At 41.1% G+C, this 24,641-nt stretch carries 20 protein-coding genes; 6 read left to right on the top strand and 14 right to left on the bottom strand.

Annotated features, from left to right (window positions below):
- The 3 genes from AEQ18_RS13920 to AEQ18_RS13910 form a co-directional block, all read right to left on the bottom strand.
- Positions 1 to 939, bottom strand: coding sequence for an FAD:protein FMN transferase (locus AEQ18_RS13920; protein ID WP_054116955.1), 939 nt, complete (start codon positions 937 to 939; stop codon positions 1 to 3).
- 177 nt (positions 940 to 1,116) lie between these two features.
- Positions 1,117 to 2,325, bottom strand: a complete 1,209-nt coding sequence (locus AEQ18_RS13915; protein WP_054116954.1) for an NAD(P)/FAD-dependent oxidoreductase — start codon at positions 2,323 to 2,325, stop codon at positions 1,117 to 1,119.
- A 31-nt stretch (positions 2,326 to 2,356) separates the two neighbouring features.
- Positions 2,357 to 3,259, bottom strand: a complete 903-nt coding sequence (locus AEQ18_RS13910; protein ID WP_054116953.1) for a prenyltransferase — start codon at positions 3,257 to 3,259, stop codon at positions 2,357 to 2,359.
- Between the two features lie 93 nt (positions 3,260 to 3,352).
- Here AEQ18_RS13910 and AEQ18_RS13905 point away from each other — a divergent pair, with 93 nt between their 5' ends.
- Complete coding sequence (locus AEQ18_RS13905) at positions 3,353 to 4,333, top strand: polyprenyl synthetase family protein (RefSeq protein ID WP_054116952.1); 981 nt, start codon at positions 3,353 to 3,355, stop codon at positions 4,331 to 4,333.
- Between the two features lie 44 nt (positions 4,334 to 4,377).
- On the opposite strand, the gene cydC is transcribed toward AEQ18_RS13905, so the two are convergent.
- The 5 genes from cydC to AEQ18_RS13880 form a co-directional block, all read right to left on the bottom strand.
- Entirely contained in the window at positions 4,378 to 6,129 is a 1,752-nt protein-coding gene (gene cydC / locus AEQ18_RS13900) for a thiol reductant ABC exporter subunit CydC (protein WP_054116951.1), read from the bottom strand.
- Positions 6,122 to 7,843, bottom strand: coding sequence for a thiol reductant ABC exporter subunit CydD (gene cydD, locus AEQ18_RS13895; RefSeq protein WP_054116950.1), 1,722 nt, complete (start codon positions 7,841 to 7,843; stop codon positions 6,122 to 6,124). Before cydD ends, cydC begins: the two co-directional genes overlap by 8 nt.
- The gene (gene cydB / locus AEQ18_RS13890; RefSeq protein WP_054116949.1) at positions 7,840 to 8,859 is read right to left on the bottom strand and encodes a cytochrome d ubiquinol oxidase subunit II; all 1,020 of its coding nucleotides are present in this window, start codon (positions 8,857 to 8,859) and stop codon (positions 7,840 to 7,842) included. The genes cydD and cydB overlap by 4 nt, the downstream gene beginning before the upstream one ends.
- Positions 8,860 to 8,861: 2 nt before the next feature.
- A complete protein-coding gene (locus AEQ18_RS13885; RefSeq protein ID WP_054116948.1) occupies positions 8,862 to 10,274 on the bottom strand; it encodes a cytochrome ubiquinol oxidase subunit I in 1,413 nt (470 codons plus the stop codon).
- A gap of 285 nt (positions 10,275 to 10,559) precedes the next feature.
- Entirely contained in the window at positions 10,560 to 11,498 is a 939-nt protein-coding gene (locus AEQ18_RS13880; protein ID WP_054116947.1) for an Rgg/GadR/MutR family transcriptional regulator, read from the bottom strand.
- A gap of 120 nt (positions 11,499 to 11,618) precedes the next feature.
- Here AEQ18_RS13880 and AEQ18_RS13875 point away from each other — a divergent pair, with 120 nt between their 5' ends.
- Complete coding sequence (locus tag AEQ18_RS13875) at positions 11,619 to 12,536, top strand: ATP-binding cassette domain-containing protein (RefSeq protein WP_235505558.1); 918 nt, start codon at positions 11,619 to 11,621, stop codon at positions 12,534 to 12,536.
- Complete coding sequence (locus AEQ18_RS13870) at positions 12,533 to 13,291, top strand: ABC transporter permease (RefSeq protein WP_054116945.1); 759 nt, start codon at positions 12,533 to 12,535, stop codon at positions 13,289 to 13,291. Before AEQ18_RS13875 ends, AEQ18_RS13870 begins: the two co-directional genes overlap by 4 nt.
- 68 nt (positions 13,292 to 13,359) lie before the next feature.
- Here AEQ18_RS13870 and AEQ18_RS13865 read toward each other — a convergent pair whose 3' ends face one another.
- Together AEQ18_RS13865 and AEQ18_RS13860 are read right to left on the bottom strand one after the other, a co-directional pair.
- Entirely contained in the window at positions 13,360 to 14,802 is a 1,443-nt protein-coding gene (locus tag AEQ18_RS13865) for a glycoside hydrolase family 1 protein (protein ID WP_054116944.1), read from the bottom strand.
- Between the two features lie 367 nt (positions 14,803 to 15,169).
- The gene (locus AEQ18_RS13860) at positions 15,170 to 16,438 is read right to left on the bottom strand and encodes a PTS sugar transporter subunit IIC (protein ID WP_235505550.1); all 1,269 of its coding nucleotides are present in this window, start codon (positions 16,436 to 16,438) and stop codon (positions 15,170 to 15,172) included.
- Positions 16,439 to 16,776: 338 nt separating this feature from the next.
- Between AEQ18_RS13860 and AEQ18_RS13855 the strand changes: the two genes are divergently transcribed.
- From AEQ18_RS13855 to AEQ18_RS13845, 3 genes are all read left to right on the top strand, one after another.
- Positions 16,777 to 17,805, top strand: coding sequence for a Gfo/Idh/MocA family oxidoreductase (locus tag AEQ18_RS13855; RefSeq protein WP_054116942.1), 1,029 nt, complete (start codon positions 16,777 to 16,779; stop codon positions 17,803 to 17,805).
- On the top strand, positions 17,802 to 18,791 hold the full coding sequence (locus AEQ18_RS13850; RefSeq protein WP_054116941.1) for a Gfo/Idh/MocA family protein: 990 nt from the start codon (positions 17,802 to 17,804) through the stop codon (positions 18,789 to 18,791). The genes AEQ18_RS13855 and AEQ18_RS13850 overlap by 4 nt, the downstream gene beginning before the upstream one ends.
- Positions 18,792 to 18,866: 75 nt before the next feature.
- Entirely contained in the window at positions 18,867 to 19,640 is a 774-nt protein-coding gene (locus tag AEQ18_RS13845; RefSeq protein WP_054116940.1) for a MurR/RpiR family transcriptional regulator, read from the top strand.
- Between the two features lie 45 nt (positions 19,641 to 19,685).
- On the opposite strand, the gene AEQ18_RS13840 is transcribed toward AEQ18_RS13845, so the two are convergent.
- The 4 genes from AEQ18_RS13840 to AEQ18_RS13825 are packed head-to-tail and all read right to left on the bottom strand — an operon-like array spanning position 19,686 to position 24,641.
- A complete protein-coding gene (locus AEQ18_RS13840; protein ID WP_054116939.1) occupies positions 19,686 to 21,005 on the bottom strand; it encodes a PTS sugar transporter subunit IIC in 1,320 nt (439 codons plus the stop codon).
- A gap of 5 nt (positions 21,006 to 21,010) precedes the next feature.
- Positions 21,011 to 22,288, bottom strand: coding sequence for an apiosidase-like domain-containing protein (locus AEQ18_RS13835; RefSeq protein WP_054116938.1), 1,278 nt, complete (start codon positions 22,286 to 22,288; stop codon positions 21,011 to 21,013).
- Between the two features lie 30 nt (positions 22,289 to 22,318).
- Positions 22,319 to 23,185, bottom strand: a complete 867-nt coding sequence (locus AEQ18_RS13830) for an alpha/beta hydrolase (RefSeq protein WP_054116937.1) — start codon at positions 23,183 to 23,185, stop codon at positions 22,319 to 22,321.
- A gap of 7 nt (positions 23,186 to 23,192) precedes the next feature.
- On the bottom strand, positions 23,193 to 24,641 hold the full coding sequence (locus AEQ18_RS13825; protein ID WP_054116936.1) for an FGGY-family carbohydrate kinase: 1,449 nt from the start codon (positions 24,639 to 24,641) through the stop codon (positions 23,193 to 23,195).

The following is a 24,641-nucleotide window of genomic DNA, read 5'->3' as shown; positions in this document are numbered from 1 at the left end:
CTATCCTACTGTTTCTATCAAGTTTGCCATTTCTCTCGGATAGAGCAGCTCTCCTTGCTTGGTGATGAGCAACCCCGTGATTCCTCTCAAAGAAGACAACGTTGACAAAATCTGCTGGGGTGATTGTCCAAATAGGCGGGTTGTCCAAATTTCCCCATCCACAGACTTGTCTGAAACGATGGTCAAACTCGCTAATTCCGTCGTCAATGGAAAGCCGGTTTGACGGTCAAAAATGTGATGATACGTTTGGCCATCCAACTGAAAAGTGCGTTCGTATACGCCTGAAGTAACAACAGACTTATTCTGCACCTTCAATGCTGCGGCAAAATTTCCCCGTGGCAAAAACGGATTTTGGATACCCACGCGCCACGAATGATCAGCATGCCGCGGTGCATCGCCATAGACTAGGACATTGCCACCCAAATCAATCAACGCAGCTTTCACATCTGCTTGTTGGAAATAAGCCATCAATTGATCGGCAAAGAAGCCCTTCGCTACGGCGCCTAAATCAATTTGCATACCAGCCTGTTTCAATGCCACTGTTTGCTGTCTATGATCTAGGAGGATATTTTCAGGATCAGTTAACGGCAGCAGCGTCTTGATTTTGTCCGTTGCAGGTAAATGTGCATCGGCAAAACCGATTCGCCACTCCTGCACCAATGGCCCGATAGCAATATTCAAATAACTGTCAGGTGCCAGACTATGTTGTCGTGACAAATCGATCAATGCAAATAAATCAGCTGGCACCGGAACGGCCAGTTTCCCAGCTTGTTGGTTGATGCGACTAAGGGTCGCTTGAGGATCATTGGCACTAAATCGTGTTTCAAACAATTGGGCTTGTTTCTGTGCTTCATCTAAGATTGTTTCAGGTGTCTCGTGCACCACTTCGACCGTGATCACAGTTCCCATTCCGCGAAAGACTCTTTTCTGATGTTCCATCTCACTTCGCCCCGCTTTCTTCCTTGCTATGATAGCAGTTTTCTTGAAAAAAAAGTAGCCTGATCTTGCCGCTTTCTCCTTACGATTTTTTCGTAAGATCGCGGTGAGATTTCAAAGCGCACAAAAAAGGCTGTCCAGTATGGGCACAGCCTTTCGTTATTAGTGTCTGCTAGCGACTCAATGATAAAAGTCAAAGCGTCCTTTCGCTAACACTTCTTTCACACCACCTGTTTGATACAAGGAACGGTCCATAATGGCTTTTTTGACAAAAGAAGCTGGATAGCCCTTCACAGCCATTTTCCCTACCAAACCAAATGCATGGGTATTGCCAATCGATGCCACAGAGCCTAACGATTCAAAATGGAAATCAGTAGGCTGTTCACCATTCATTTGACGTAGAATATTCTTCGCTGCATGATGACCCATTTTTAATGCAATTTGAGCGGTGGTAGGATACGGACGATTGGTTGCTGGATCTAATACAGCGGACACGTCTCCAACAACATAGACTTCTCCATGATCAGGATCAGTCAAAGTTTGATCAACCATCACACGGCCACGGCGGGCAGAAAAATCGGAAGCAGCCATGACATGACTCCCGCTGACACCAGTTGTCCAAATAATCGTTTTGGCACTAAGCGCTTCTGTGGCACCAGTTTCTGCATCCGTTTGATAGATCACAACACCTGGTTTGATTTCTTTGATTGGCTTGCCTGTCAAGAAATTGACGCCCCATTTCACCAAGTTGTTGATACCATAATCAGACAGCTTTTCTTCAAACATAGGCAACAACCGCGTAACCGCCTCTACGCAATACAATTTGATTTCTTCTGGTTTGACACCCGCTGCTTTCGCAAACGTTTTGCGGTTTTCTACGAGAGAGCCTAACAACTCAACGCCTGTGAATCCTGCACCACAAACCACGATTTTCAATAAGTCTGGATCTTTTGTTTGTTGATAGTCTTGCATTTGTTTTAGTAAATGATGATAAATGGCTTCTGCCGAATCGACATCGACCATTTCTAACGCATGTTCTTCCACACCTGGTATCCCAAATGATTCTGATTCAAAACCTAAAGCCACGATCAGATAATCATAAGTGCGGGTCGTTTGGTCTTTGAAGATGATCACTTGTTGGTCACGGTCAATCGTTGCGACTTCTTTTTGGACAAATGTCGTTTTATTTGTCTTCACAACATCCATAATAGGATAACTGATACGATCGCGGGGTTGCGTGCCCGCAGCAACTTCATGGAGATCCGTTGCTTCATAATGATAATCGTTTTTGTCGATCAGGGTGATATGAAAATCCCCTTTCGCTCCTTGTAATACGTGTAAGGCACGCAAACCAGCGTATCCTGCGCCTAAAATGACAACTTCCTTCATGTTTCTTTACTTCCTTTCTTTCTTGTAAAAATTATAAAATCAAACCAAGCGCGAACGTGATCACTTGTACAAAAGCACCGACAGCTAAGATCCGTACTGCACAAATGAAAGTTTCCCTTTTGACTTGTTTTTCCATTAATCGTTTTGTCTGTTGCCAGACAAAAGGTGCCGCTAAGAAGGTCAGAACCACTGACCAAGGGGCAATATCCAAGACTACAGCAGCAAGGATCGCCACGAAAGCAAGGATATTCATCACCGCAAAAAGCCGTAGTGCTTGAGGCTTCCCTAGATAATGCACCAGTGTATAGCGATTGTTCTTTTCATCTTCGTCCAAATCGCAGATATTGTTGGCCAACATTAAGTTGGCGATCCACAATGTATTGGGTAAAGAGACTAAGAAAATACTGCCAATGGTGGCAACATTCCATTCAAATACCTGATAGGCATTTAGATACACACAGATCAGTGAGATCATGAATCCCATCGTAAACCCTGAAAAAAACTCACCTAAAGGTAAACTTGATAAGGGACGAGGGCCCGAGGAATAAAAAATCCCCACCAAGTAACAATACAACCCCATCCAAAATAATGGCCAGCCAACCACGATCGCTAGCCCAATACCCATCAAGGCTGAGAGGGTGATCATCGATACCATCAACCAAAAAACTAACTTGACGGATAACTGTTCCCGACCGATAATATTGGTTTTTTCCTTGTAATCATGGACTTCTGTCGCGTGATGGTAGTCATTATAATTGTCTAAAATATCAACAGCCATATTGAAAATCAGCATCGCCGCAAAATAAAGCAATACATAGCCCAAATGAATCGATTGATAATTGTACCAGCTGTAGCAAATTCCGATAAAAAAAGGCAAAATACTGGCAGTTTTTGCTTTAAATTCTACAAGTTCTAAAAATACTGAGAGTGTCACAAATTCACCTCCTTTAAAGAGTGCATTAAACTAGTCAATCCCTCGTCTTTAAGCTAGAATAAGGGCTGAATGACTGTTAGAAAGGGTTATACTATGTTTGACTTTTGGAACGATTATCCGACGATCGATGAACGATTAAAAAAGGTTTGTGCGATCATCGAAGAACGCGTAACTGTACGGAACAAAGAGATACAAGATGTTTTGATCGACTTTACTTATTCAGGTGGAAAAATGCTGCGGCCAGCGCTCTTTTTATTGTTTGCTGACTTAGGCGATCCCCATTATAAAAAAACCGACCAATTAACAAAGATTGCTGCTTCCTTGGAAATTTTGCATATGGCGACCTTGATCCATGACGACATTATTGATGATTCACCGTTGCGGCGAGGCCGGACCACGGTTCAAGCAAAATATGGCAAAGACATTGCAGTGTACACGGGTGATCTTTTGTTCACCCAATTTTTTGAGTTAGTGATTGAAAGTATGAACGGATCCGAGTTTCTGATGACCAATGCCCAAGCGATGAAGCAACTGCTTTTAGGTGAATTAGACCAAATGCACACACGGTATAACGTCAATGAAACCATTGATGAATACTTGCAAAGTATCAACGGTAAGACGGCTGAGCTATTTTGGCTTGCTTGCTTGGAAGGCGCGCACTTCGGTGGTCTATCTGAAACAGACCAGCAACGCGCAGGCGAGATTGGCCGTAATATCGGCATTGCCTTTCAAGTCTTTGATGATATCTTGGACTACACTTCAGATACAAGCACCTTGAAAAAGCCAGTTCTTGAAGATCTCGCACAAGGGGTCTATACATTGCCTTTGTTGTTTGCCAAAGAACAAGCACCCGCAGCTTTTGCTCCTTATCTGAATAAAAAAGAAACTCTTTCAGTGGATGAAGCACAAGCAGTCGCTGACCTTGTCAACACCTATGATGGTGTGGCAAAAGCTACTGATTTTGCGGTAGCCTACACACAAGCAGCGCTTGATGCCATTGATCAACTTCCCGATAAACCAAGCAGAAAGAAAATTCGATCATTGGCTGAATTGCTCCTACAGCGCGCCTACTAATCAAGGAAGCGTCCATCATAAATGGACGCTTTTTTTATACGTCCTTACATACGTCCTTGATCGATTGCCAACAATTGTTGGAAGTGTGCATTTTCAGCAGCCAGTTGCGCTGGTGTGCCACTCATCGCCAACTGACCGTCTTCAATAAAAATGACACGATCCATCATTGAGATTCCTTGTAAATGATGCGTGATCCAGATAATCGTTTTATTATTCAACACGTTAAAGAAGGTTTCTAATACACCTTGTTCAGTAATCGGATCTAGGCCAACCGTTGGTTCATCCAATAAAATGATTGGTGTATCTTTCAACAAAATACGCGCAAGCGCTAACCGATGTCGTTCTCCTCCAGAAAAACGCAGCCCCGCTTCATCGACCATCGTAGCCAATCCTTCTGGCAGCGCAGACACCATTTCCTTCAGACCCACTTGTGCCAACACTTGCCAAACCTCTGCTTCAGAAGCAGCTTCATTCCCGATCCGCAAATTATTCAAAATCGTCGTATGAAACAAGTAGGGGCTTTGGTTGATGACCCCAATGACGTCACTGATACTGTCACCAAAATCAGCAACAGACTGCCCATTGATCAAAATCGTACCTTTTGTCGGTACTAGATCCCCCCGCAAGAGTGAAGCAAATGTACTTTTCCCTGAACCACTACGACCAAGAATCGCTAATTTTTGATGTGCACCAATGGTCAAGTCAAAGCCATGCAAAACTTCTTTTCCAGACGGATAATGGAAATGTAAATCACTGACCGTCAGTTCAATTGGTCCATCAGGCTTGTCAACGACCGTTCCTGATTCACCCATTTGCTCATCTGGCAATGCATTGAAACGATCGATCGAATCTTTATAGACATTCGTTTCTTGGGCAGCAGCGGGTAAAGGTGCAAAGGCATCGATCAATGGGAACACACACAGTACAAAGGCGGCGATCCAATTGGCCAGCCCACCATAAACACCTGGGAACCGTCCACTGGCCCAAACCAGCAGCGCTACTGCGATCACGCCAAAAATCCCTTGCAATAAGAAATCCCGTCGGCGGTCGAATGCCTTGATTTTCTCGTCTACTTGACGTAGTTCAGTTTCTAGTACTTTGTGTGCCTCCACGTATTCCGTTCCACGTTGGGAAAAGACCCAATCTGATACACCTAATACATTGTCCGTCAATGTCGTATACAAATGGTTTTTCATTTGTTTTTGTTTTTCTTGACGAGCACCATTGATGACCACAGACCATAGCGGCAAAACAAATACCACGATCCCCAGCAACAGCAACATGACCAAAGCAAACCACACCGAAAAATAACCTAAGCCAATAATCAAAAAGATATATAAGATCCACGCAATCACTGTTGGGAAAATCGTGCGTAGATACAGATTTTGGATATGGTTGATATCTTCAGCCAATAAACCGAGGATATCTCCTGTACGATGGGCTTGTTTAAAGAAGATTGCATCTTTTTCAACCACATTGTATAACTTCAACCGCAGATTTGACGTCATACGCAATACCCAACTATGGCTCGTCAATCGTTCTAAATAGCGAAATACCGGTCGACCAATCCCGAATGCCCGTGTCAATACAATGGGAATATAAACCAGCAAGATATTTTCAGGGATCGAAGCAGATCGACTGATCAAGAAGCCAGAATTAAACATCAGAGCGCCGCCGCAAAAGAAGGTCAGAAAACCTAAAAACAACGCCAAAGCCAAGACATTCTTATATTTCGTCAAGAATGGTTTGACCCACGTATCGGTTTTCAACGACTGAAATAACCCAATTTTATTCAAGCTGTTTCCTCCTCATGCCACGAACCAAGTCCGTAAATGCGCCTTGTTTTTCTTGTAGTTCTGCGCGTGTGCCTCGCTCAACGATCTGCCCTTGATCCATTACAATGATCTCATCCATCTCTTCCATCCAGTGCAAGCGATGCGTGGCAAAGAAAACCAAGCGGTTCTCCATCAAAGGCAGCATACGTGCCTTTAGTGCAACTTCTGTTTCAATATCTAGATGCGCGGTTGGCTCATCAAAGAGCAGCACTTTTCGCTCCTGATCTAAGAAGGCACGGGCTAAGGCAATCCGTTGCGCTTGCCCCCCGCTAAGGTGACGTTCTCCTTCACCGAGCATCGTATCCAAACCTTGCGGCAACTCTTCCAGTAGCTCAGTCAGACCAGCAACCTCGATTGCCGCTAACACTTGTTCCTTCGTTGCAGTAGGCTGGTAGAAGGCCACGTTCTCTTGGAGCGTCATCCGATAGATATAAGGATTTTGCGGAATATAAATCAATTGTTCTTGCCAATCAGGTTGGCGCAGTGCTGTTACATCAACGCCATCAATATCTATCTGACCTGAAGCAGGAACAAAAAAACCACTCAAAAGATTGATCAACGTGGACTTTCCAGATCCGCTTAAACCGATGATACCAATTTTTTTAAACCCTGTGACAGACAAGTCAATGTCAGACAACGCCGTTTTCTCTTCGTAATCAAAGGTCACGCCTGACAGGGATAGGTTGGTTTGTTCTTGCCAGCGTGGGATTGAAACGGCATCGATTTCTGCTTCTGGTTGATTCAAAATTTCCGTAACTGCCGTCATTGCATTTTTGCCATCTAATGTTGCATGATAATCACTCGAAAAATCACGAATCGGTAAAAAATACTCCGGTGCCAAAATCAGAATCGTCAATGATGGAAACAAGAAAATCCCTTCATTGATCAGCCGCAACCCTAGTAAAACAGCAACGACTGCAATAGATAAGGTGGTAAAGAAATCCAATGCAAAGGTCGATAAAATCCCGACTTTGAGTGAGTCCATGGTAGCTTTTCTAAAACGTTCACTTGAAGCAAAAATGCTTTTGCCATATTTTTGACTCACACCAAACAACTTTAATGTATCGATTCCTCTCAACGTATCAATGAAATGGTTAGACAATAGTTGAAACGTGCGGTATTGTTTTTCGGCTTTGCTTTGCGCGGCATAGCCCAAGATGATCATGAAAATAATGATCAAAGGAAAGACCAGCAGCAAAACCACACCTGATTCCCAATCAAGGTAAAAAACCAACGCCAAAATCACCCATGGAATGATGGACATATTCATGATCTTCGCCAGAATCAATTGCAAGTAGTTCTCTACTTGATTGATCCCTTCCAAAAGCATCGTAGTGATATTCCCTGTCCCTTGTTGCTGCGCAATTTGAGGTCCTACACGAAAAAGTTTTTCTAAAAGTTGATCTCTCAAAGCGGCAGATTGTTGGTAACTATAGGTATCTAGCTTTTGTGAACGCAGATAAATCACACCTTGCCGAGCAATAAACGAACAAAAGAACAGCAGAATCCAGCCCCACTGTTCCTTTAAAGGATGTCCTTCCCATAAGCCAGTGATGGCACTTGCCAACCCATAGGCCTGCCCAATAATGAAGAGTGCTTGCAAGAAAGATAATCCTGCAAGCAAACCCAATAACTGCTTCATTCCAGGGAGTTTCATGATTTGTTTGTCAATCATTTATATCCCTCCAACGCCCCCGTATGCTTGATCCGTTTCCGGAAAATATAATAGCTCCAAGCTGTATACGCCAATACAAAAGGCAAAATCGTTAATGATAAATAGCTCATGATTTTCAAGGTATAACGACTTGAAGAAGCATCTGCAATCAGCAAGTCATAACTTGAATCTAGGGAACTAATCAGCACGCGTGGGAATAATCCCGTGAAAATCAAGACGACTAACGCAATCAACGTGAACCCACTGGCTAAAAATGCGGTCATTTCCATCCCTTTAAAGACACTGAAGTTCGCTAAGATAGTCAACAACACGATCACGATCAGCAATCCTAGTGTCGTCGCAAAGTGAAGGTCAAAGAAATCTGTTTCAAAATAGAGCATCACAGCAAATACGATCAATCCTGCATACAAAATACCATAAAAGACACTCGCATAATTGCGTGCCCGTGCCCGAATCGGTCCTTCCGTTTTCAAGGCAATATAGTTCAAGCCATGCAAGTAGCACAATAACGTCATCGCAATACCGCCGACCACAGAAAATGGATTGACATAATCTGTAAATGTTGCTGTCATATTGCCATCCGCATCCAAAGGCATCCCTTGTATCAACGCAACAAACATCAAACCGAAGAAGAAAGGCACCATCGTACTGCCGATCGTCAACGTCCAGTTCCAGATGTTTTTGCGTTCTTTCGGGAAGTTTGCCCGAAACTCAAAGGATACGCCGCGAATGATCAAACCGACCAAAATCAACAATAAAATCAAGTAAAATCCACTGAACAATGAGGCATACCAGTATGGAAATGAAGCGAACATTGCCCCGCCTGCCGTCAGCAGCCATACTTCATTGCCGTCCCAGACAGGCCCAATCGTTTGCACGATTTGGTCTTTTTCATCTTCGTTATGGGCCAAGGTCTGAACGGACATTCCTACACCGAAGTCAAATCCTTCTAAAAAGAAGAAGCCTGAGAATAAAATCCCAATCAATGTAAACCACAATAATTGTAAACCTGTCATCCTTAAAACGCCCCCTTGTCAAATGGATCATCATAGTCATTTTGACTAATTTCGCCAAAAGCGTCTTTTTCTGGACCATGGTTCATTTCACGTCGGACAAGATAAATCATCGTTGCACCCAATCCAGCAAACAATAAGAAGTAAACGATATTGGAAATCATTAATGAAGTAGCCGATACATTTGGCGACACACTATCTTCAATAGTAAACAACCCATAAACAGTCCACGGATAGCGGCCCAATTCTGTGATCAACCAGCCAGCTGTGTTGGCCAAGAAAGGTGTGAACAGCGTAAGGCCAGTCACCCAAAGCAGCCAGCGCTTCTCAAAGAGCCAAGGTTTCTTCTTACGCGTGAAGAACAGTCCTAAACCGGATACCAGCAGCATCAATGCCCCGAATCCAGCCATCACACGGAAACTCCAGAATAATGTATTCACAGGGGGATAATAATTCCGCTCCCCATAGCGGGCGATCAAATCTTGATTGACAGTATCCATCCCATCGATCGATCCGAACGGTTCATTAAAAGCCAAAATACTGAGCATATAAGGAATAGACACACCAAACACTTGATAATGCTCAGCCTCATTCGCCCAAGCCACCACAGTCCAGGCAGCCGGGCTGCCAGTATCTTCATACGCACCTTCCATCGCCGCAAATTTCATTGGTTGTTCTTCTACTAGATACTTCATTTGTTCATCTCCAGCAAGCAACACCGTAAATGAACCAAATAATGCGACGGCAAAACCAATACGCATTGATTTTTTGAAGAACTCGCGGTCGATATCTTGATCTTTTTTCAACAAACGAAAAGCCGATAAACCAGCCACGATGATCCCGCCCATAGCGATTGCGGCTGTGATCACGTGAAGAAATTCGTACCAAACTTGCGGGTTGGCTAATAACGCGCCAAAATCAGTCATTTCTGCCCGACCATTATTCAAGGTATACCCTACTGGATGCTGCATAAAACTATTGGCAGCCAATATCCAGAAAGCAGACAGCATCGATCCTAAGGTAACCAGCCAAAAGAACGTCACATGGACTTTCGGGCTCACACGATCCCAAGTAAAGATCCATAGTCCTAAGAAAGTTGACTCCAAGAAGAACGCCAACAAAGCTTCTAAGGCCAATGGTGCCCCAAAAATATCCCCGACAAATCGTGAATAATCAGACCAGTTCATGCCAAATTGAAATTCTTGAATGATCCCCGTCACCACACCAACAGCAAAACTTAATAGAAAAATATTGCCCCAGAACTTCGTCATGCGTTTATATTTTTCATCTTTTTTTATCACATATAATGTTTCCATGATTGCAACAACAACCCCTGTACCAATGGAAAAAGGCACAAAAAAGTAGTGGAAAATCGTTGTCATGGCAAACTGGATCCGTGCTAATGTCACAATATCCATTTTACATCCTCCTAAACTCTAACCAAATAAATGATAATAATTCCAATGAAAGAAAAATTCCAATTACGAATATACTCCTCTCATACTAAAAAAAGAAGCAACTTGCTTGCTATTATCGATTTTTAATCACTTCCTTTCTGATTCTTAAACATAAGGCGGTTTCATAGGCTTGTCAATCATTTTTTTGCAAAAAAAACCTACTATTTATGTTTATATTTTACCACCAATAATTGGTTAATACCAATTATTGACACTTTGTCACCCTCTGCTTATTTAACACTCTTTTCACACAGAAAGCAACGGGTCATTTAATAAAAGACCTAGGAAATTATCCGTCAACACCAATTGCTTGAGTTCTCGATACTCAGCCAATTGTTTTTTGAACCCTAAACGTTCCAACCAGAATAGTGTTTCATCCATGCGTTCTTCTGCCCCGGCTTCCCCTTTTAGCCAAGCCACCCAACCTTCATAAAAAGGCAAAAAAACAGCTTCCTTGACATGTTCTTCTTGCGCGATCCGTGTGCGCCAGAGTAGGAAGGTTTTTTCAGCATAGTCGTTTTCCTTCAATAAACAAAATATCGAAAAAATCGCCGTTAAGGTTTCATAGAAGATATCTTGATTTCCTGGCAGTTTGGCAAACTGATCGCTTTTCTTGATGGCAACCTGGAGACAACGCCACAACAAAGAAGGTTCCATAGAAATCCCCACACGTGCAAATAGCCGCAGTTCATAGACACCCCAAGTATCGGTGTTGAGTAAATATTGTTTTGCGCCAGATAGACAGGCACTATACTTTTCGCGCGCTGCCAACGATGGCAATCCACTAAAAATATCTTTCTTCATACAGTAGTCAAAATGAAATAATTGCAGCAAATGGTCGATCTCTAGTGAATAGTGTTGTTGCTGGTATAGGCATAATGATCGATATTTCTCTGCTAATCCTTGTAATTCTCCTACGTCACTAATCTCACCCATCGCCGCTACATAATCTAGGATCTCAGCCTGTATTGGAGAAAGGGTTTGCCCCGTTCGCAACAACTGAAACTCATCAAAGCGGACTTCAAGTTTGTCCAGCAAACGATGAAAGCGTTCGCAAGATATCGTGGTTTTGTCATTCTCAAATTGCGACAACAAAGACAAAGACAACTGTTCATCCACCAGTTCCTTCAATAGTAGACCTTTACTCTTTCGGATTGCTTTGATTGTTGCACCATAACTTTGCATGTAATCCACCTTCTTTTTCAATATATTGAATTTTAGACATCCTCTATCCTATTAGGCGGTATGCTCTAATTATCTTATAGAAACGAGGAAGAAGCTATGGTAAACCCTATAAAGAAGCAAATGCTTCACGTGAAACATTTACAAAAAAGCTTCAAAGACAATACCGTTTTGGAAGATGTCACCTTTGACGTCACTTCTGGCGAAGTTTTTGTCTTACTAGGGTCAAACGGCGCTGGAAAAACTACTCTAGTCAAAATTTTGTCCACCATCCTACCTTTTGATCAAGGAACCGCGTGTATCAACGGGATCGACTTGACCAAAGATCCGGCAGCGATTCGCGAGAAAATCAGCCTGACAGGTCAATTTTCCGCCGTCGATCAAGAACTGACAGGCCAAGAAAACTTGCTGATGATCGCTGCTTTGCGCCATGTCAAAAACAAACAGGAGATCGTGGAAGATTTGTTAACGCGTTTTGATTTGGTGGATGCCAGCAATCGACTAGTCAAAGATTACTCGGGCGGAATGCGCCGGCGATTAGACATCGCCATGAGTTTTATCGGCGAGCCTGACCTGCTCTTTTTGGATGAACCAACGACAGGTTTAGACCCGCAAAACCGCTTAGCCACATGGCACATGATCAAAGAGATCGCAGCGCAAGGACGAACGATTTTTCTGACGACCCAATACTTAGAAGAAGCTGAATTTTTAGCAGACCAAGTTGCCATTTTGCATGAAGGGAAAATCATCTTGCAAGGAACACCAACTGAAATAAAAAAACTGCACCCTTCGCAAACGATGGAAATCAACGTACTGACGAAAGAGCACTTGCAGACATTGCGTCAGCATCTTTCTGACGTTCCGTTACAAGTCAATGTGTCCAATCTCTCTCTGACATTGCCCGTCAGCCAAGACTTCCATCATGCCTTCACACTTTTACAAGATCTCAATCAATTACCGATCACCATCACCAGCTTTAGTCAAAAGAACGTTTCTTTAGAAGATATCTTTCTGACACTTGTCCAAGGAGGAACCCAATGAAAGCTATTCTAGAAACCAACACCTTATTCAAACGCAATCTCTTGCTATCGATTCGCAGTATGGAAACCTTGCTGAGCGGTATTTTGACCCCAGCGATTTTAATGATCCTCTTCGTCTATGTCTTTGGCGGAGCCATGCACGTCGGCGATACCGCTTATGTCGATTTTGTTGTTCCTGGTGTCCTCGTTCAGTGTATCGCCCAGAGTGCCTCCTCCGTTGGGGTAACTGTTACGGAAGACTTAAAATCGGGTATGGTGGAGCGACTGATGACCTTGAACATTTCTAAATCAGCTTTTTTAAATGGCCATGTCTTCGCCGCGACGCTTCGGAGCTTGATCAGCACCTTGGTCGTGTTGAGCGTTTCTCTGCTCATCGGTTTTCGCCCACAAGCCACACTTGCTGGCTGGGGGCTCGCAGTCCTATTGATCTTTTGCTTCACCTTCGCCTTTACTTGGATCTCAGTTTTGGTTGGACTCATCGCCAAAAGTTCCGAAATGGCTGCTTTGTTCACTGTCTTGATCACCCTTTTGCCCTACTTAAGCTCCGGTTTCGTGCCAACGGAGACCATGCCGCGGCCGTTAGCCATTTTTGCTGAATACCAACCAATGTCACCAATCATCCATGCACTTCGCGCCCTGATGATGCAACAACCACCTGCTCCATTGCTTCAAGCCTTCATTTGGTGCGGTGGAATCACTATCGTGAGCTGGTGCACGGCAACTCTTATATATCAGCGCCGCGTGTTGCGGGGGTAATCATTTTTTATGACAACTATGAAAAAAGAAGCAACAGTCCCTCGACCGTTGCTTCTTTTGACACTTATTTAATCTAAATTCTCGCCATTTGTTGCAATCACTTGCTTGTACCAATCAAATGATTTTTTCTTCGAACGATCCATTGTGCCGTTGCCTTCATCATCAAAATCAACATAGATAAAGCCATAGCGCTTGCTCATTTCACCGGTTGATGCACTGACAAGGTCAATACAGCCCCATGGGGTATAACCAATCAGGTCTACGCCATCTTCAATCGCTTCACCCATCGCTTCGATGTGGCGGCGCAAGTAATCGATGCGGTAATCATCTTCAATCGTCCCATCTTCAGTGAACGTATCGATAGCCCCTAATCCATTTTCAACAATGAACAATGGTTTTTGATAACGATCATACAACTCATTCAAAGCAATGCGTAATCCCTCAGGGTCGATCTGCCAACCCCACTCGCTCGCTTCTAAGAATGGATTACGCACACCACCTAGCAAATTGCCTTGCACTTCATCGACTTCTTCAGTGGTCACATCTACAGCAGAAGACATGTAATAACTGAAGCCTACATAGTCGACTGTGTATTGTGCAATCAAGGCCAAATCTTCTTCCGTAATGTCAAGATCCGCGCGATCAACACCATATTCTTTGTACAAACGATCCGTGAATGCTGGATACTTCCCACGGACTTGAACATCTGCACAATAATAGTTGAAGGCTTGGTTATGGATCAATGTTGCCGTTTGGTTGATTGGATTTGCATCGATACTATACGTTGTTGCATAAATGATCATACACCCAATTTGCAAATCTGGATTCAATTCATGACCGATTTTCACCGCTTTACTGCTTGCTACAAATTGATTGTGCCAAGCTTGAATCACATTTGTGAAGTTGTCCGCCCCTGTACTGTTGACCATCCCTTGGCTCAACGCAGAGAAGTGAAAAGCTGAATTGATTTCGTTGAATGTCATCCAATATTTCACTTTACTGTGGAAACGTTCCAATACCACTTTGGCAAAACGTTCATAAAAATCGATCAAAGCCCGGTTTTTCCATCCACCGTATGCTTTTGCCAAATGCAATGGCATTTCATAGTGAGAAATCGTGATCACAGGTTCAATCCCATACTTCAAGCATTCATCGATCAAGGCATCATAAAAAGCCAAGCCGGCCTCATTCGGTGTGGTTTCATCTCCTTGCGGAAAAATACGTGTCCAAGCAATCGAAAAACGGTAGCTCTTGAAACCCATTTCTGCAAACAAGGCAATATCTTCTTTAAACCGATCGTAATGGTCAATACCGCGATGATTTGGATACGTATATGTGTCTTCATCGATCGTCCAGTCAAACGTATCACTGCCTAAAATGGCTAAACGCTGTTTGCCTCCAGGCATTGCGTCTGCTACAGATAGTCCTTTGCCATCGCGATCAAATGCACCTTCTAATTGATTGGCAGCCGTAGCGCCGCCCCATAAGAAATTCTCTGGAAATTTTGACATCTTCTCTACTCCTTCACTTATCTTATTTTTTAGTCAATACACGTCTGTTGCCTCATATTGACCATTCCAACCATAGAAAAAACCCCGATAAACATAAAAAACCTAAATAAGAGTCGCTGCAAAGAGCGTTATCTTATTTAGGTTTTGCCTGATCGAGTCAGTAACAATCCAACGTGGGTTTTCTTGGATTAACTATACCATGAAGTATAAGGCTTGTCATCTTAAAATCGCTTACTTTTCTTTACAAGCTTTGGTTAATACTAGAAAAATAATGATGTCGACTTTAAAAATCCATAACTGCTCATCAATACTGAAACAAAAATAAGAACAGGGATTTCATTGATCGTATGATTAAATACCTAATCCATTATCCTGCATCGACTACTTCATCCAATGATTTAACGTATAGACGCCAAAAAGGTAAGTATATAACCAAGCCCACAAAAAATGCCATAACTGGAATAATAATTGTTTTCCAATCACCCGTACCTAAAGGTCCTAACAAAAACGGAGGTGTTGCCCAAGGAACCAATGCATAAAACTTGCCTAAAAAAGGACTTGCCATCAATAAATATCCGATGCCCGTAGCAATTGTTCCGCTTAGAACAAATGGAATCATTAAAAAGGGATTCAATGCAATTGGTAATCCATAAACTACTGGCTCAACAATTGTAAATAAACCCGGTCCAAAAGTTGTCCACCCTAAAGTCTTCAAAAATTTATTCTTAGAAATAATCATAAGAAAAATCAACGGCCACACTGCCGAAGTCCATATTGATAATCTAAGCAATCCCGTTTGGCCTAAACCAGCCAATACTTGGGGAAGTTCATTTGCCGGAACTCCCTGACTTAAAGCCTCTGCATTCTGGTTGATCCACATTAACCCAAAAGGGGTAAATAAAGAAAGCAGCATATTATCTCCATGTAACCCAATGCTCCACAAGAGTAATACTAGGAATGACAACAACATAGCTGTCCATATCGAGTCAGACCCCGATATTACTGGTTCCAAAACAGAATTCAAAAAAGCAACAAAATCAAAATTTAGTATTGAACGAATAAACCAAGCTACAGTAAAAGAGATTGCATATGGTATCAATGAAGCAAATGCCATCCCAACATTTGGCGGAACAGAACTTGGCATCTTTATCGTAATATTGTGATCGATACACCATTTAAGAATAGTGACACTTAACAAACTAGTAATGATACATGCAAATAAACCACTTGCACTAAAAGAATTGATTAAAATTCCACCATCACTATCTAATCCCCCTATGGTAAATAGAATGAATGTAGCAATTCCCATAAGCGCTGCACTTTTCGTACTTACCTTTTTTCTCTCCGCAAATGTATAAGGAATAGCTACTGAACAATAGAGTGCCATCATTCCTAAAGTAGCATTATTCAACCAAACAAAATTTGCTGTCCATGGTGATAAAAAAGGCAGTAAGGCCTTTCCGCTGGTGCCGACATCTGGCGAACCTAATACATAAAAAATTAGAAAAATTGAGCCAATCATTATAACAGGCATAACAGCAGTTAAGCCAGAAACAATAGAAAAAATAGCGTCAGTATTAGCAAATTTTCCTAAGGGTTCAGAAATCTTCAAAGCAAAATCAGTAAATCGATCCATTATACTTTTCTTCTTCATCTTATCACTTCTCTCATTTACTATTTTTCAAGCACTGATCATTGCTACGGGCCCAACACAATGTAGTTCTTGATTGACTTAAAAATAGCAAACAGTTCAACTTTGTGAAACCGCCGAACCAAACAATGGTAATCGCTTTCATTTATTTTAATTCTTTTTGAAATCTGGTTTCATGTATTGCTAATTACACTAATGTCTTGAAAATAAATTTCAAAGATAGCAATATTTATAGAAACCTCGGACCAATTTATGAAACATCTATATTTCTGCTTTTTTTCGGATGATATATTGAAAACGAAAAAAAGAAAGGAATGATTTTTATGTTAATAGTTGCTTATATTGGTTTTGGTAATAGTGTCACTCACTATCACCTCCCTTATGTTGAGGAGAAAAAAGATACAATTAAAGTAAAATATATTTATAGAAGAGAAGAAGATCGAATCGGGGATACCGAACGTGAAACATGGTATCCAAACTATATTTTCACTTCAAATATCAATGAGGTTATGGAAGATCCGGAGGTAAACTTGGTTGTAATCAATACCCCTGACGCATTTCATGTAGATTATTCTATATTAGCTCTTTGCAAAGGCAAAAACGTGCTGTGTGAAAAACCTTTCGCATTAACAAAAACTGATGCACAAAAGGTATTCCATTTAGCGGAGAAAAACAACTTGGTGGCAATGGCTAACCAAAATCGTAGGTTTGATGCTGATTTTCTTACATTAAAGAAAGTAATTGATTCTGGCGTATTAGGTGAGTTAGTAGAGTTGGAATCTCATTATGACTACTTTAAACCTGCTATCAAGGAGAATAAAAAATTTGGTTTTTTATATGGTTTAGCTGTCCATCCTCTAGACCAAATAATCAGTCTATTTGGAACACCTAATAAAGTTACTCTGGATTGTCGAAGTATAGATAATCCAGGACTAGCAGACGACTATTACGATATGGACTTATTTTACGCTCAGGGATTCAAAGCTACAGTGAAAACAAGTTGTTACGTCAAAATTGATTATCCAAGATTCATCCTGCATGGAAAAAAAGGGAGCTTCACTATGCCTAGTTTAGGGCATAACTCCAATAAAACATACAAACCAGGACCAATCTTACTAGAAGACACGGTTTATTCAGAATCACTTTGGGGGAACCTATCCTATGTCAGTGAGGATGGAACCGATGTACACCTGAAAGTTCCTATTGAAACAACAAACTATGGTGCCATTTATGATAATTTATTAGAAGCTATCGAAAATAAGCAACCAAAGATTGTAAAGAACGAAGAAGTATTAGCAGTTTTAGATATTATTGAGCAAGGTACTATAATTGCAAAGGAGGCGGTCAAATGAAGTTAGGCATAATAGGTGCAGGTATGATTGTCCATGATTTTTTAACCTTTGCTTCTGAGATTCCAAACTTAGATTTACAAGCCATTTGTGCCACAATTGCTGAGAAAGAAGTAATTGAGCACCTTGCTGATTCAAATAGCATAAACAAAACTTATACAGACTTCAAAGAATTTCTATTAGATGAAGATGTTGATACGGTGTACGTTGCTGTTCCTAATCATTTACACTTCCAATTTAGTAAAGACTCTCTTAATGCAGGGAAACATGTTATCTGCGAAAAACCCTTTACATCAAATTTAAGAGAAGCAAAAGAACTATTCGAATTAGCGGAATCAAAACACTTATTTATCTTTGAAGCAGTCAGTACTCGATTTTTACCAAATGTCCAAAAAATAAAAGAAGAATTACCTAAGTTAGGCAACATTAAAATATTTACAGCAAACTATTCGCAATACTCTTCTAGATACGATGCTTTTAAAAGTGGTGAAACATTGCCCGCATTTGATCCACAAAAATCTGGTGGCGCTTTAATGGATTTAAATATCTATAATATAAATTTAGTTGTTACATTATTTGGTAAACCCGATAATATAGACTATCATGCTAACATTCAACGAGGAATTGACACGTCAGGTATACTCGTACTGGACTATCCTACTTTTAAATTTGTCGGAATTGCTGCAAAAGATTGTAAAGCACCAATTATGACAAATATACAAGGCGATGAAGGATGCATCAGTGTTGATTCATCGGCCAATATTGTTAGTCAATTTACTTTAAGTTTAAACACTAAAGACTCTAAAACGGAAACGATGAATATAAACCATGGAAAACACAGAATGTTTCATGAATTTGAAGCCTTCATTTCTATTATCGAAAATGAAGACTTTTCACAAACAAAATATTTACAAGACATTACTTTGACTACTATGGATATTCAAACAACTGCGCGACTGAAAGCTGGTATTCTATTCCCATCTGATTGATTTCACACACTTCTATCTAAAACATTTTATATATGATATGTTAGGCATATAACTAATCATATAGGAGTGATTGTAATGATTTTCCAACAATTAGAAGATATTACAAAGTTCACATTTCAAGAACAAGCAATTGCTCAGTTTATAACTGAACATCCTGATCGATTAATTGATTTATCCGCTAAGGACTTAGCCAATAAAAGTTTTACAAGTCCTGCAACTGTTGTCAGATTTTGCAAAAAATTAGGGTTCAAAGGATATCCAGATTTTCAATTAAAATATGTAAAAGAATATACGAAAAAGTATGAACGTAAAAACTTACTTCTTTCACCTGATCTTTCTAGTATTGAAGTATCTTCCTATGTTTCTGCTGTTTATGCTGATACAATTCAAGAAACAAAGGATCTTTTAAATAAAGATACGCTCAATAGGGTAATCAATTTATTGTGTCATGCGCCAAAAATCGATTTTTATGCAAGCGATATCAATTTCCCCAGAGTACAATCTGCTTGCCTTAAATTAAACAATTTAAACATTCATGCTCAAGCTTTCAATTCATTGAATGAGTTCTATATTTCTTCCTCAGGAGCAGCCAACGCTATATCATTTGTGATCAGTCACTCTGGGAAAAATCAAACTATGATCGATATTGCTTATAAACTTAGAAAAAGTAATAGGAAAACTATCGCTATTACAAGTTTTTTAGAAAAAGATTTATCACTTGTCTGTAATGAAAGTTTCTATTTGTATTTCTCTTCAAATGAATCTTTTAGCGCCATTCAATATGGATTGTCATTAGAATATATCTTAGACACGATATATTCATGTTTAGTATTAAAGAAAAGCAAATAGAAAAAAGTGGACGTATAATCCTACGTCCACTCTCTATTTATGTCACTAAACAGTCTCTGTTGTCGTACTAACCGTTTCAACTTGTGCTGCTTGTGTTTCAGCTTCGGCCGCAGCTTCTGATTTTAATTTTTCCTTATCTAAGATTTTAACAAAAGGAATATATAAGACGCAGCCAGCTAGAACACAAACCACTTGCAAGACAGCAATCTGCCAACCTCCGGCTAAGAACCCGTTTAGAAAAATTGGTGTCCCAAACGGTACTTGCACGCCACTTAGGCGAGGTGCGATACCGCTCCAAATAGCTAAATAGGCAACTGACACCTGAACCAACGGTGTTAAAATAAACGGAATTGCCATGATTGGATTCAAAATCAACGGTAAGCCAAAAATCATTGGCTCATTGATTGTAAATAGACCTGGGACTGCACTTAGATTTGCGACTGTTCTTGATTGTTTGGACTTCGCAATCAGTAGAATCACAATAACTAACGATAAAGTTCCACCTGCGCCTCCAATACCTGCAAATAGATCATAGAAAGATTTGCTCAAGATATTTGGTAACTCTGATCTAGCTACACCTGAAGCCAAGGCGTCCATATTCTCCACATCCATCGGTAAATATAAAGCTGTAATAAAACTCCCAACTACTAATGAACCATGGATGCCAAAGAACCAAAGAGCCATTTGGATCAAGACGATCACTAACAAAGAGCCAACACTTGAAGATAAGCTTTGTAATGGCAGGGCTAAGATTTGATAAATAAAGTCAGAAAATGAGCCATAGGCTGTAAAACTAAAAGCCCAACTAATGATAATCGCAATGAAACCTGTGATGATCGCAGGAATCAGTCCAGCAAAAGTGTCCGTCACAAACTGTGGTACTCCTGCAGGCATTTTGATTGCAATATTTTTTTCTAAAATAAAACAATAGATTCTCGCAAACACCAATCCACAAATCATTGCGGTAAAAAGACCTTGCGCACCTAATTTGCTCATATCCAAAGTGGTTGTGTCTTCTAGCGTGATTAAAGGTGTCATCATTAAAAAAGCAAACAATGACACGATCCCTGCTGGAACAGCAGATTGCTTAAATTCCGTTGCTAGTCGATGACCAACTAGAAATGATGCATATACCGAGATGACGCCTACAGTCATACTATACCCAACAGAAAAATACCCGCCAATATTGATAGATGTAATAAAATTAGTCCAACCCTGAATAGGTAAGACGGCGAGCAATAAGGCAATCGATCCTATAATATTAATAGGTAATGTTGCCATCAATCCATTTGAAATAGCTTTTAAATAGCGATTATTTGAAATCTTATCAGCAAAAACTAGGACATTATCCATATATTTTTCCATCTTTTTCACTCCTTATTTTGTATGATCAACAGGACATCTTCTTGACACATATGCGGTTTGAATATAGTGACATTATCTGAAACAGTATAGCTAGGCTTGAAAAAACGTCTTTCTTTTAAATCAACGAGTGTCACATTTGTAATCGATACATCTCGAAGACAAATTTTGGTATTGCTTGGCAGATAGATCAGAGAATACCGTTGATCTTCAGTAATTGCCATCCGAATCTGGGCATGTGTATCAATCAAATGTTGTTGACACGGAATCAATTGATGGATTGATAGCAATTCAAATAGTTGCTTGATATAGCCATAATCATTAGCACCCGGAAAATGCAGTGCCTCTTGCCAAATCATCGGACTGTCAAATGCTTCCCCAATATCTTCAGCAAATGCAGATTCTTGTGTTTGCCAACTCCAAATTCCATGCGCCCCATAGGTGATACCAGCCGATCCGCCGGACAAAATAGATTGCCATGCCGCTTTTCGAACATCTCGTTGCTCGAAACGACCGTAAACCTGTCTGGCAAATCCCATCTGTTCATAACAAGGTTCTGAATTGATGATTGGTAATTGTGGTTCTAAATGACAAAAGTGTTCCGCAAGGGTGAACGGCATATCTAAAAATGAATGATTGTGCCCTGATTGATATAAAAACAGATCCAAATGAGAAACAATGGATGCTGGAATGTCTTTGAACCTTCCTTTGATATGGATCGTTTTCAATGTTTCTGGTGAGTGTGTTTCAAAATAATCAAACGCTTCCAAATAAGTGTCGATCGTGTCTTGTGTAGGGAAATCTGTATCCCCTCCAATAAAATATAATGGCTGAAACGCATCAAATGTATCGATGACTTGTTTGTAGTATATTTGTCGTTCTGCTTGGGAAATTATATTGATACCACCATCAAGATCACTGGCCCATGTATCTGCCACATAGTTTGACCATAGTACAACGAGTGCTAACGTGAAACCTTTTTCTTCAGCTATTTGACATAGTTTATGAGCTCTTTCAAAATATGCAGTGCGTACTTGTCCAAAGTCAAATTTCTTTCCATCAATTGGGTAAGGTAGCATATCAAAAGTGCCTTTACTGCGATCCCATTGGGGAAGAATGTTGATTTGAACGGTATTAAAACCTTGTTCTTTACGCTTATCTAAATAGGTGATCCAGTCATCTTCTTGAATGCTGGTAAAAGCACTCCAACAAGTATCTGCAAGATAAAAGAAATGATGGCTATCTCTTTGTAAGGTACGATTATTTGGGCTAACTGTTAGTTTCACTTATCTATTCCCCTTTCTCATGAATGCGTCTTAATCAGGCGTATCAATATAGGCATGAAGCCACCCTTCACAAAGGGTAAACCATTGCGCCACATGCGGATTGAGATGACTTGCCTTTCGAGCAGTAGTGCGATCCCCCAGCGCCAATCCATGTTCTCCTTTTTCGAAGATATGCATTTCAAAAGGACGTTTTTTTTCTCTTAATTTAACACCCAATTTGAGAGAATGGTCAACATCTACTAACACATCTTCTGTGGTATGCCAAATGAACATCGGTGGTGTCCATTCATCCACATAATGCAGCACATTCATTTGTTTGATTATTGTATCAGTTGGCTCTTTCGTGCCAAAGAACCGTTCATTGGCCGTCAAAGGTTTACCGATCAAAGATGATGCAAACCCTAAATCATCCGGCTCAAATGCTTGATCTTGATAGACGAGCGGATAGCCAGCAATCGCTAAATCAACTTTAAGATGGTCGCTGGTCACACCCAATATATCTGAGAGCATAGGGTCGTGCCATCTTGTTGCCAATTGCAAAGCCAGATGACCACCAGCAGAAAAACCGCAGACAATAATCTTTGTTTCGTCTACAAGCCATGCATCTGCCTGTGCACGAATATATTGAACTGCTTGTGCTGCTTCTATAAGTGCATTTTGCGGCACATGTTTTACTTGATCGCCTGTCGTGTACCAAAGAACGACACTATGCAAGCCTATACTATTGAATTTTAACGCAATGGCCTCTGCTTCTCGGTCACTTGTGAAGGCATAGCCTCCTCCTGGACAAACAATCACTAATGGCTTTTTTTTACCAACATTGAATTCTTGCGATTGGTGCAGCAAATATGTATCCACATATGCCGTATCATTGATTCGAAATCCTGTTGTATCCATCTTCTCTTTACTCCCCTTCCAAAGCTACAGACAAATCAATTAACCGTTTCCATTTTTCATATTTCAAACGAATCGTTGCTTGATCAGCTTCCGGCTGGATACGTTCTTGCCGCCAAGGATGCGCCATTTGTTGTGGTCTTGCCAAGGTCATTGTGCCAATCGCCGAGAATTCTTCTACTTCACTCACGATCACCTCTTTATGCAGCAATGTTGCCAACATGGTCATCAATGGGTGATTTTTTGACATCCCGCCATCGATCATGACGTGATTGATCATGCGGCCAGAGACTTCTTCCATGACATCGATGACTGCTTTGATCTGAAAAAGAATACTTTCTAAGACGGCCCGCAGTAAATCTTGCTGTGTCGTCGTACGTTTCATCCCTAAAAAGCTGGCTGTCAACTGGTTATGCCAAAATGGTGCCCCCATCCCTTGTAACGCTGGCACAAAATAGATTGCTTCATCTGTATCGCGAACCAATACTTGATCGCAAATCGCGGCAACGTTTGGCAATGGCGCAATCTGTTCACTGAACCAGTTGATGGCATCGCCGCATGAGCGAATAATGCCTTCTAATGCGAACACACAGCCTTTTTCTGTTTGCCAGGCAGTAGTGGTCAAAATGCGTTGATCCCTTAACTGGTTTTGCTGCTGTACTTGCATCATGATCGAGCAGCCTGTACCCATAGTGATTTTGACATCGCCGACTTCTTTGCACCCTTCACCAAACAATGCAGCCTGTGAATCAGCCAATACACCTATGATCGGAATCGTTTGATAATACCCAAAAATGGTATCTGCCGGGGTCAATTTGGGCAGATCTATCACATCAATCCCAAATAATTCGATCAATACCGGATCCCAATCCATCGTCGAAATATTATATAGTAATGTTCGACACGCATTGCTTGCTTCAGTGGCAAAGGTTGCCCCTTCAGTCAAGTTCCATAGCAGCCAACTATCCATAGTGCCAATCGCCAAATCACCGCTTCCCGATTTTTCTTTGATTGCAGTGATTTCTTTGACCAACCAGTTGATTTTGGTTCCGGAAAAATAGGGGTCGATCCTTAAACCGGTTTTTTGATTGATCATTGGTTCAAGACCTTTGGCAATCATCTCTGCGCAAATCCCAGCACTGCGGTTGCACTGCCAGACAATGGCATTATACAAAGGTTTGCCGGTACTACGGTCCCAAGCTACGATCGTTTCTCTTTGATTGGTGATCGATATTGAGGCAACCTCTGCTGGTGTAATTTCTTTTTCCGTGAATACATCACTCAAAAGTGTTTGTACATTGTGCCAAATTTCAAGCGGGTCATGTTCGACCCACCCGACCTTGGGATAAATCTGCTGATGTTTCTTGTCTTTGCGATAACCTATCCGGCCATTCTCAAACAAGAGCAATTTGGTACCAGACGTACTTTGGTCTAAAACTATTTGGTACGGTTTCTCCAT

Origin of the sequence: Enterococcus sp. RIT-PI-f, assembly GCF_001297065.1 — a bacterium.
Lineage (GTDB): Bacteria > Bacillota > Bacilli > Lactobacillales > Enterococcaceae > Enterococcus_D.
The sequence above is the reverse complement of the archived record's forward strand: the minus strand, read 5'-3'. Positions and strand labels throughout refer to the sequence as shown.

Coding starts and splice junctions, on each gene's coding strand:
- AEQ18_RS13920 (WP_054116955.1), bottom strand. CDS start 939: ATGGAACATCAGAAAAGAGTCTTTCGCGGAATGGGAACTGTGATCACG.
- AEQ18_RS13915 (WP_054116954.1), bottom strand. CDS start 2,325: ATGAAGGAAGTTGTCATTTTAGGCGCAGGATACGCTGGTTTGCGTGCC.
- AEQ18_RS13905 (WP_054116952.1), top strand. CDS start 3,353: ATGTTTGACTTTTGGAACGATTATCCGACGATCGATGAACGATTAAAA.
- cydD (WP_054116950.1), bottom strand. CDS start 7,843: ATGATTGACAAACAAATCATGAAACTCCCTGGAATGAAGCAGTTATTG.
- cydB (WP_054116949.1), bottom strand. CDS start 8,859: ATGACAGGTTTACAATTATTGTGGTTTACATTGATTGGGATTTTATTC.
- AEQ18_RS13885 (WP_054116948.1), bottom strand. CDS start 10,274: ATGGATATTGTGACATTAGCACGGATCCAGTTTGCCATGACAACGATT.
- AEQ18_RS13880 (WP_054116947.1), bottom strand. CDS start 11,498: ATGCAAAGTTATGGTGCAACAATCAAAGCAATCCGAAAGAGTAAAGGT.
- AEQ18_RS13875 (WP_235505558.1), top strand. CDS start 11,619: ATGCTTCACGTGAAACATTTACAAAAAAGCTTCAAAGACAATACCGTT.
- AEQ18_RS13870 (WP_054116945.1), top strand. CDS start 12,533: ATGAAAGCTATTCTAGAAACCAACACCTTATTCAAACGCAATCTCTTG.
- AEQ18_RS13865 (WP_054116944.1), bottom strand. CDS start 14,802: ATGTCAAAATTTCCAGAGAATTTCTTATGGGGCGGCGCTACGGCTGCC.
- AEQ18_RS13860 (WP_235505550.1), bottom strand. CDS start 16,438: ATGGATCGATTTACTGATTTTGCTTTGAAGATTTCTGAACCCTTAGGA.
- AEQ18_RS13855 (WP_054116942.1), top strand. CDS start 16,777: ATGTTAATAGTTGCTTATATTGGTTTTGGTAATAGTGTCACTCACTAT.
- AEQ18_RS13850 (WP_054116941.1), top strand. CDS start 17,802: ATGAAGTTAGGCATAATAGGTGCAGGTATGATTGTCCATGATTTTTTA.
- AEQ18_RS13845 (WP_054116940.1), top strand. CDS start 18,867: ATGATTTTCCAACAATTAGAAGATATTACAAAGTTCACATTTCAAGAA.
- AEQ18_RS13840 (WP_054116939.1), bottom strand. CDS start 21,005: ATGGAAAAATATATGGATAATGTCCTAGTTTTTGCTGATAAGATTTCA.
- AEQ18_RS13830 (WP_054116937.1), bottom strand. CDS start 23,185: ATGGATACAACAGGATTTCGAATCAATGATACGGCATATGTGGATACA.
- AEQ18_RS13825 (WP_054116936.1), bottom strand. CDS start 24,641: ATGGAGAAACCGTACCAAATAGTTTTAGACCAAAGTACGTCTGGTACC.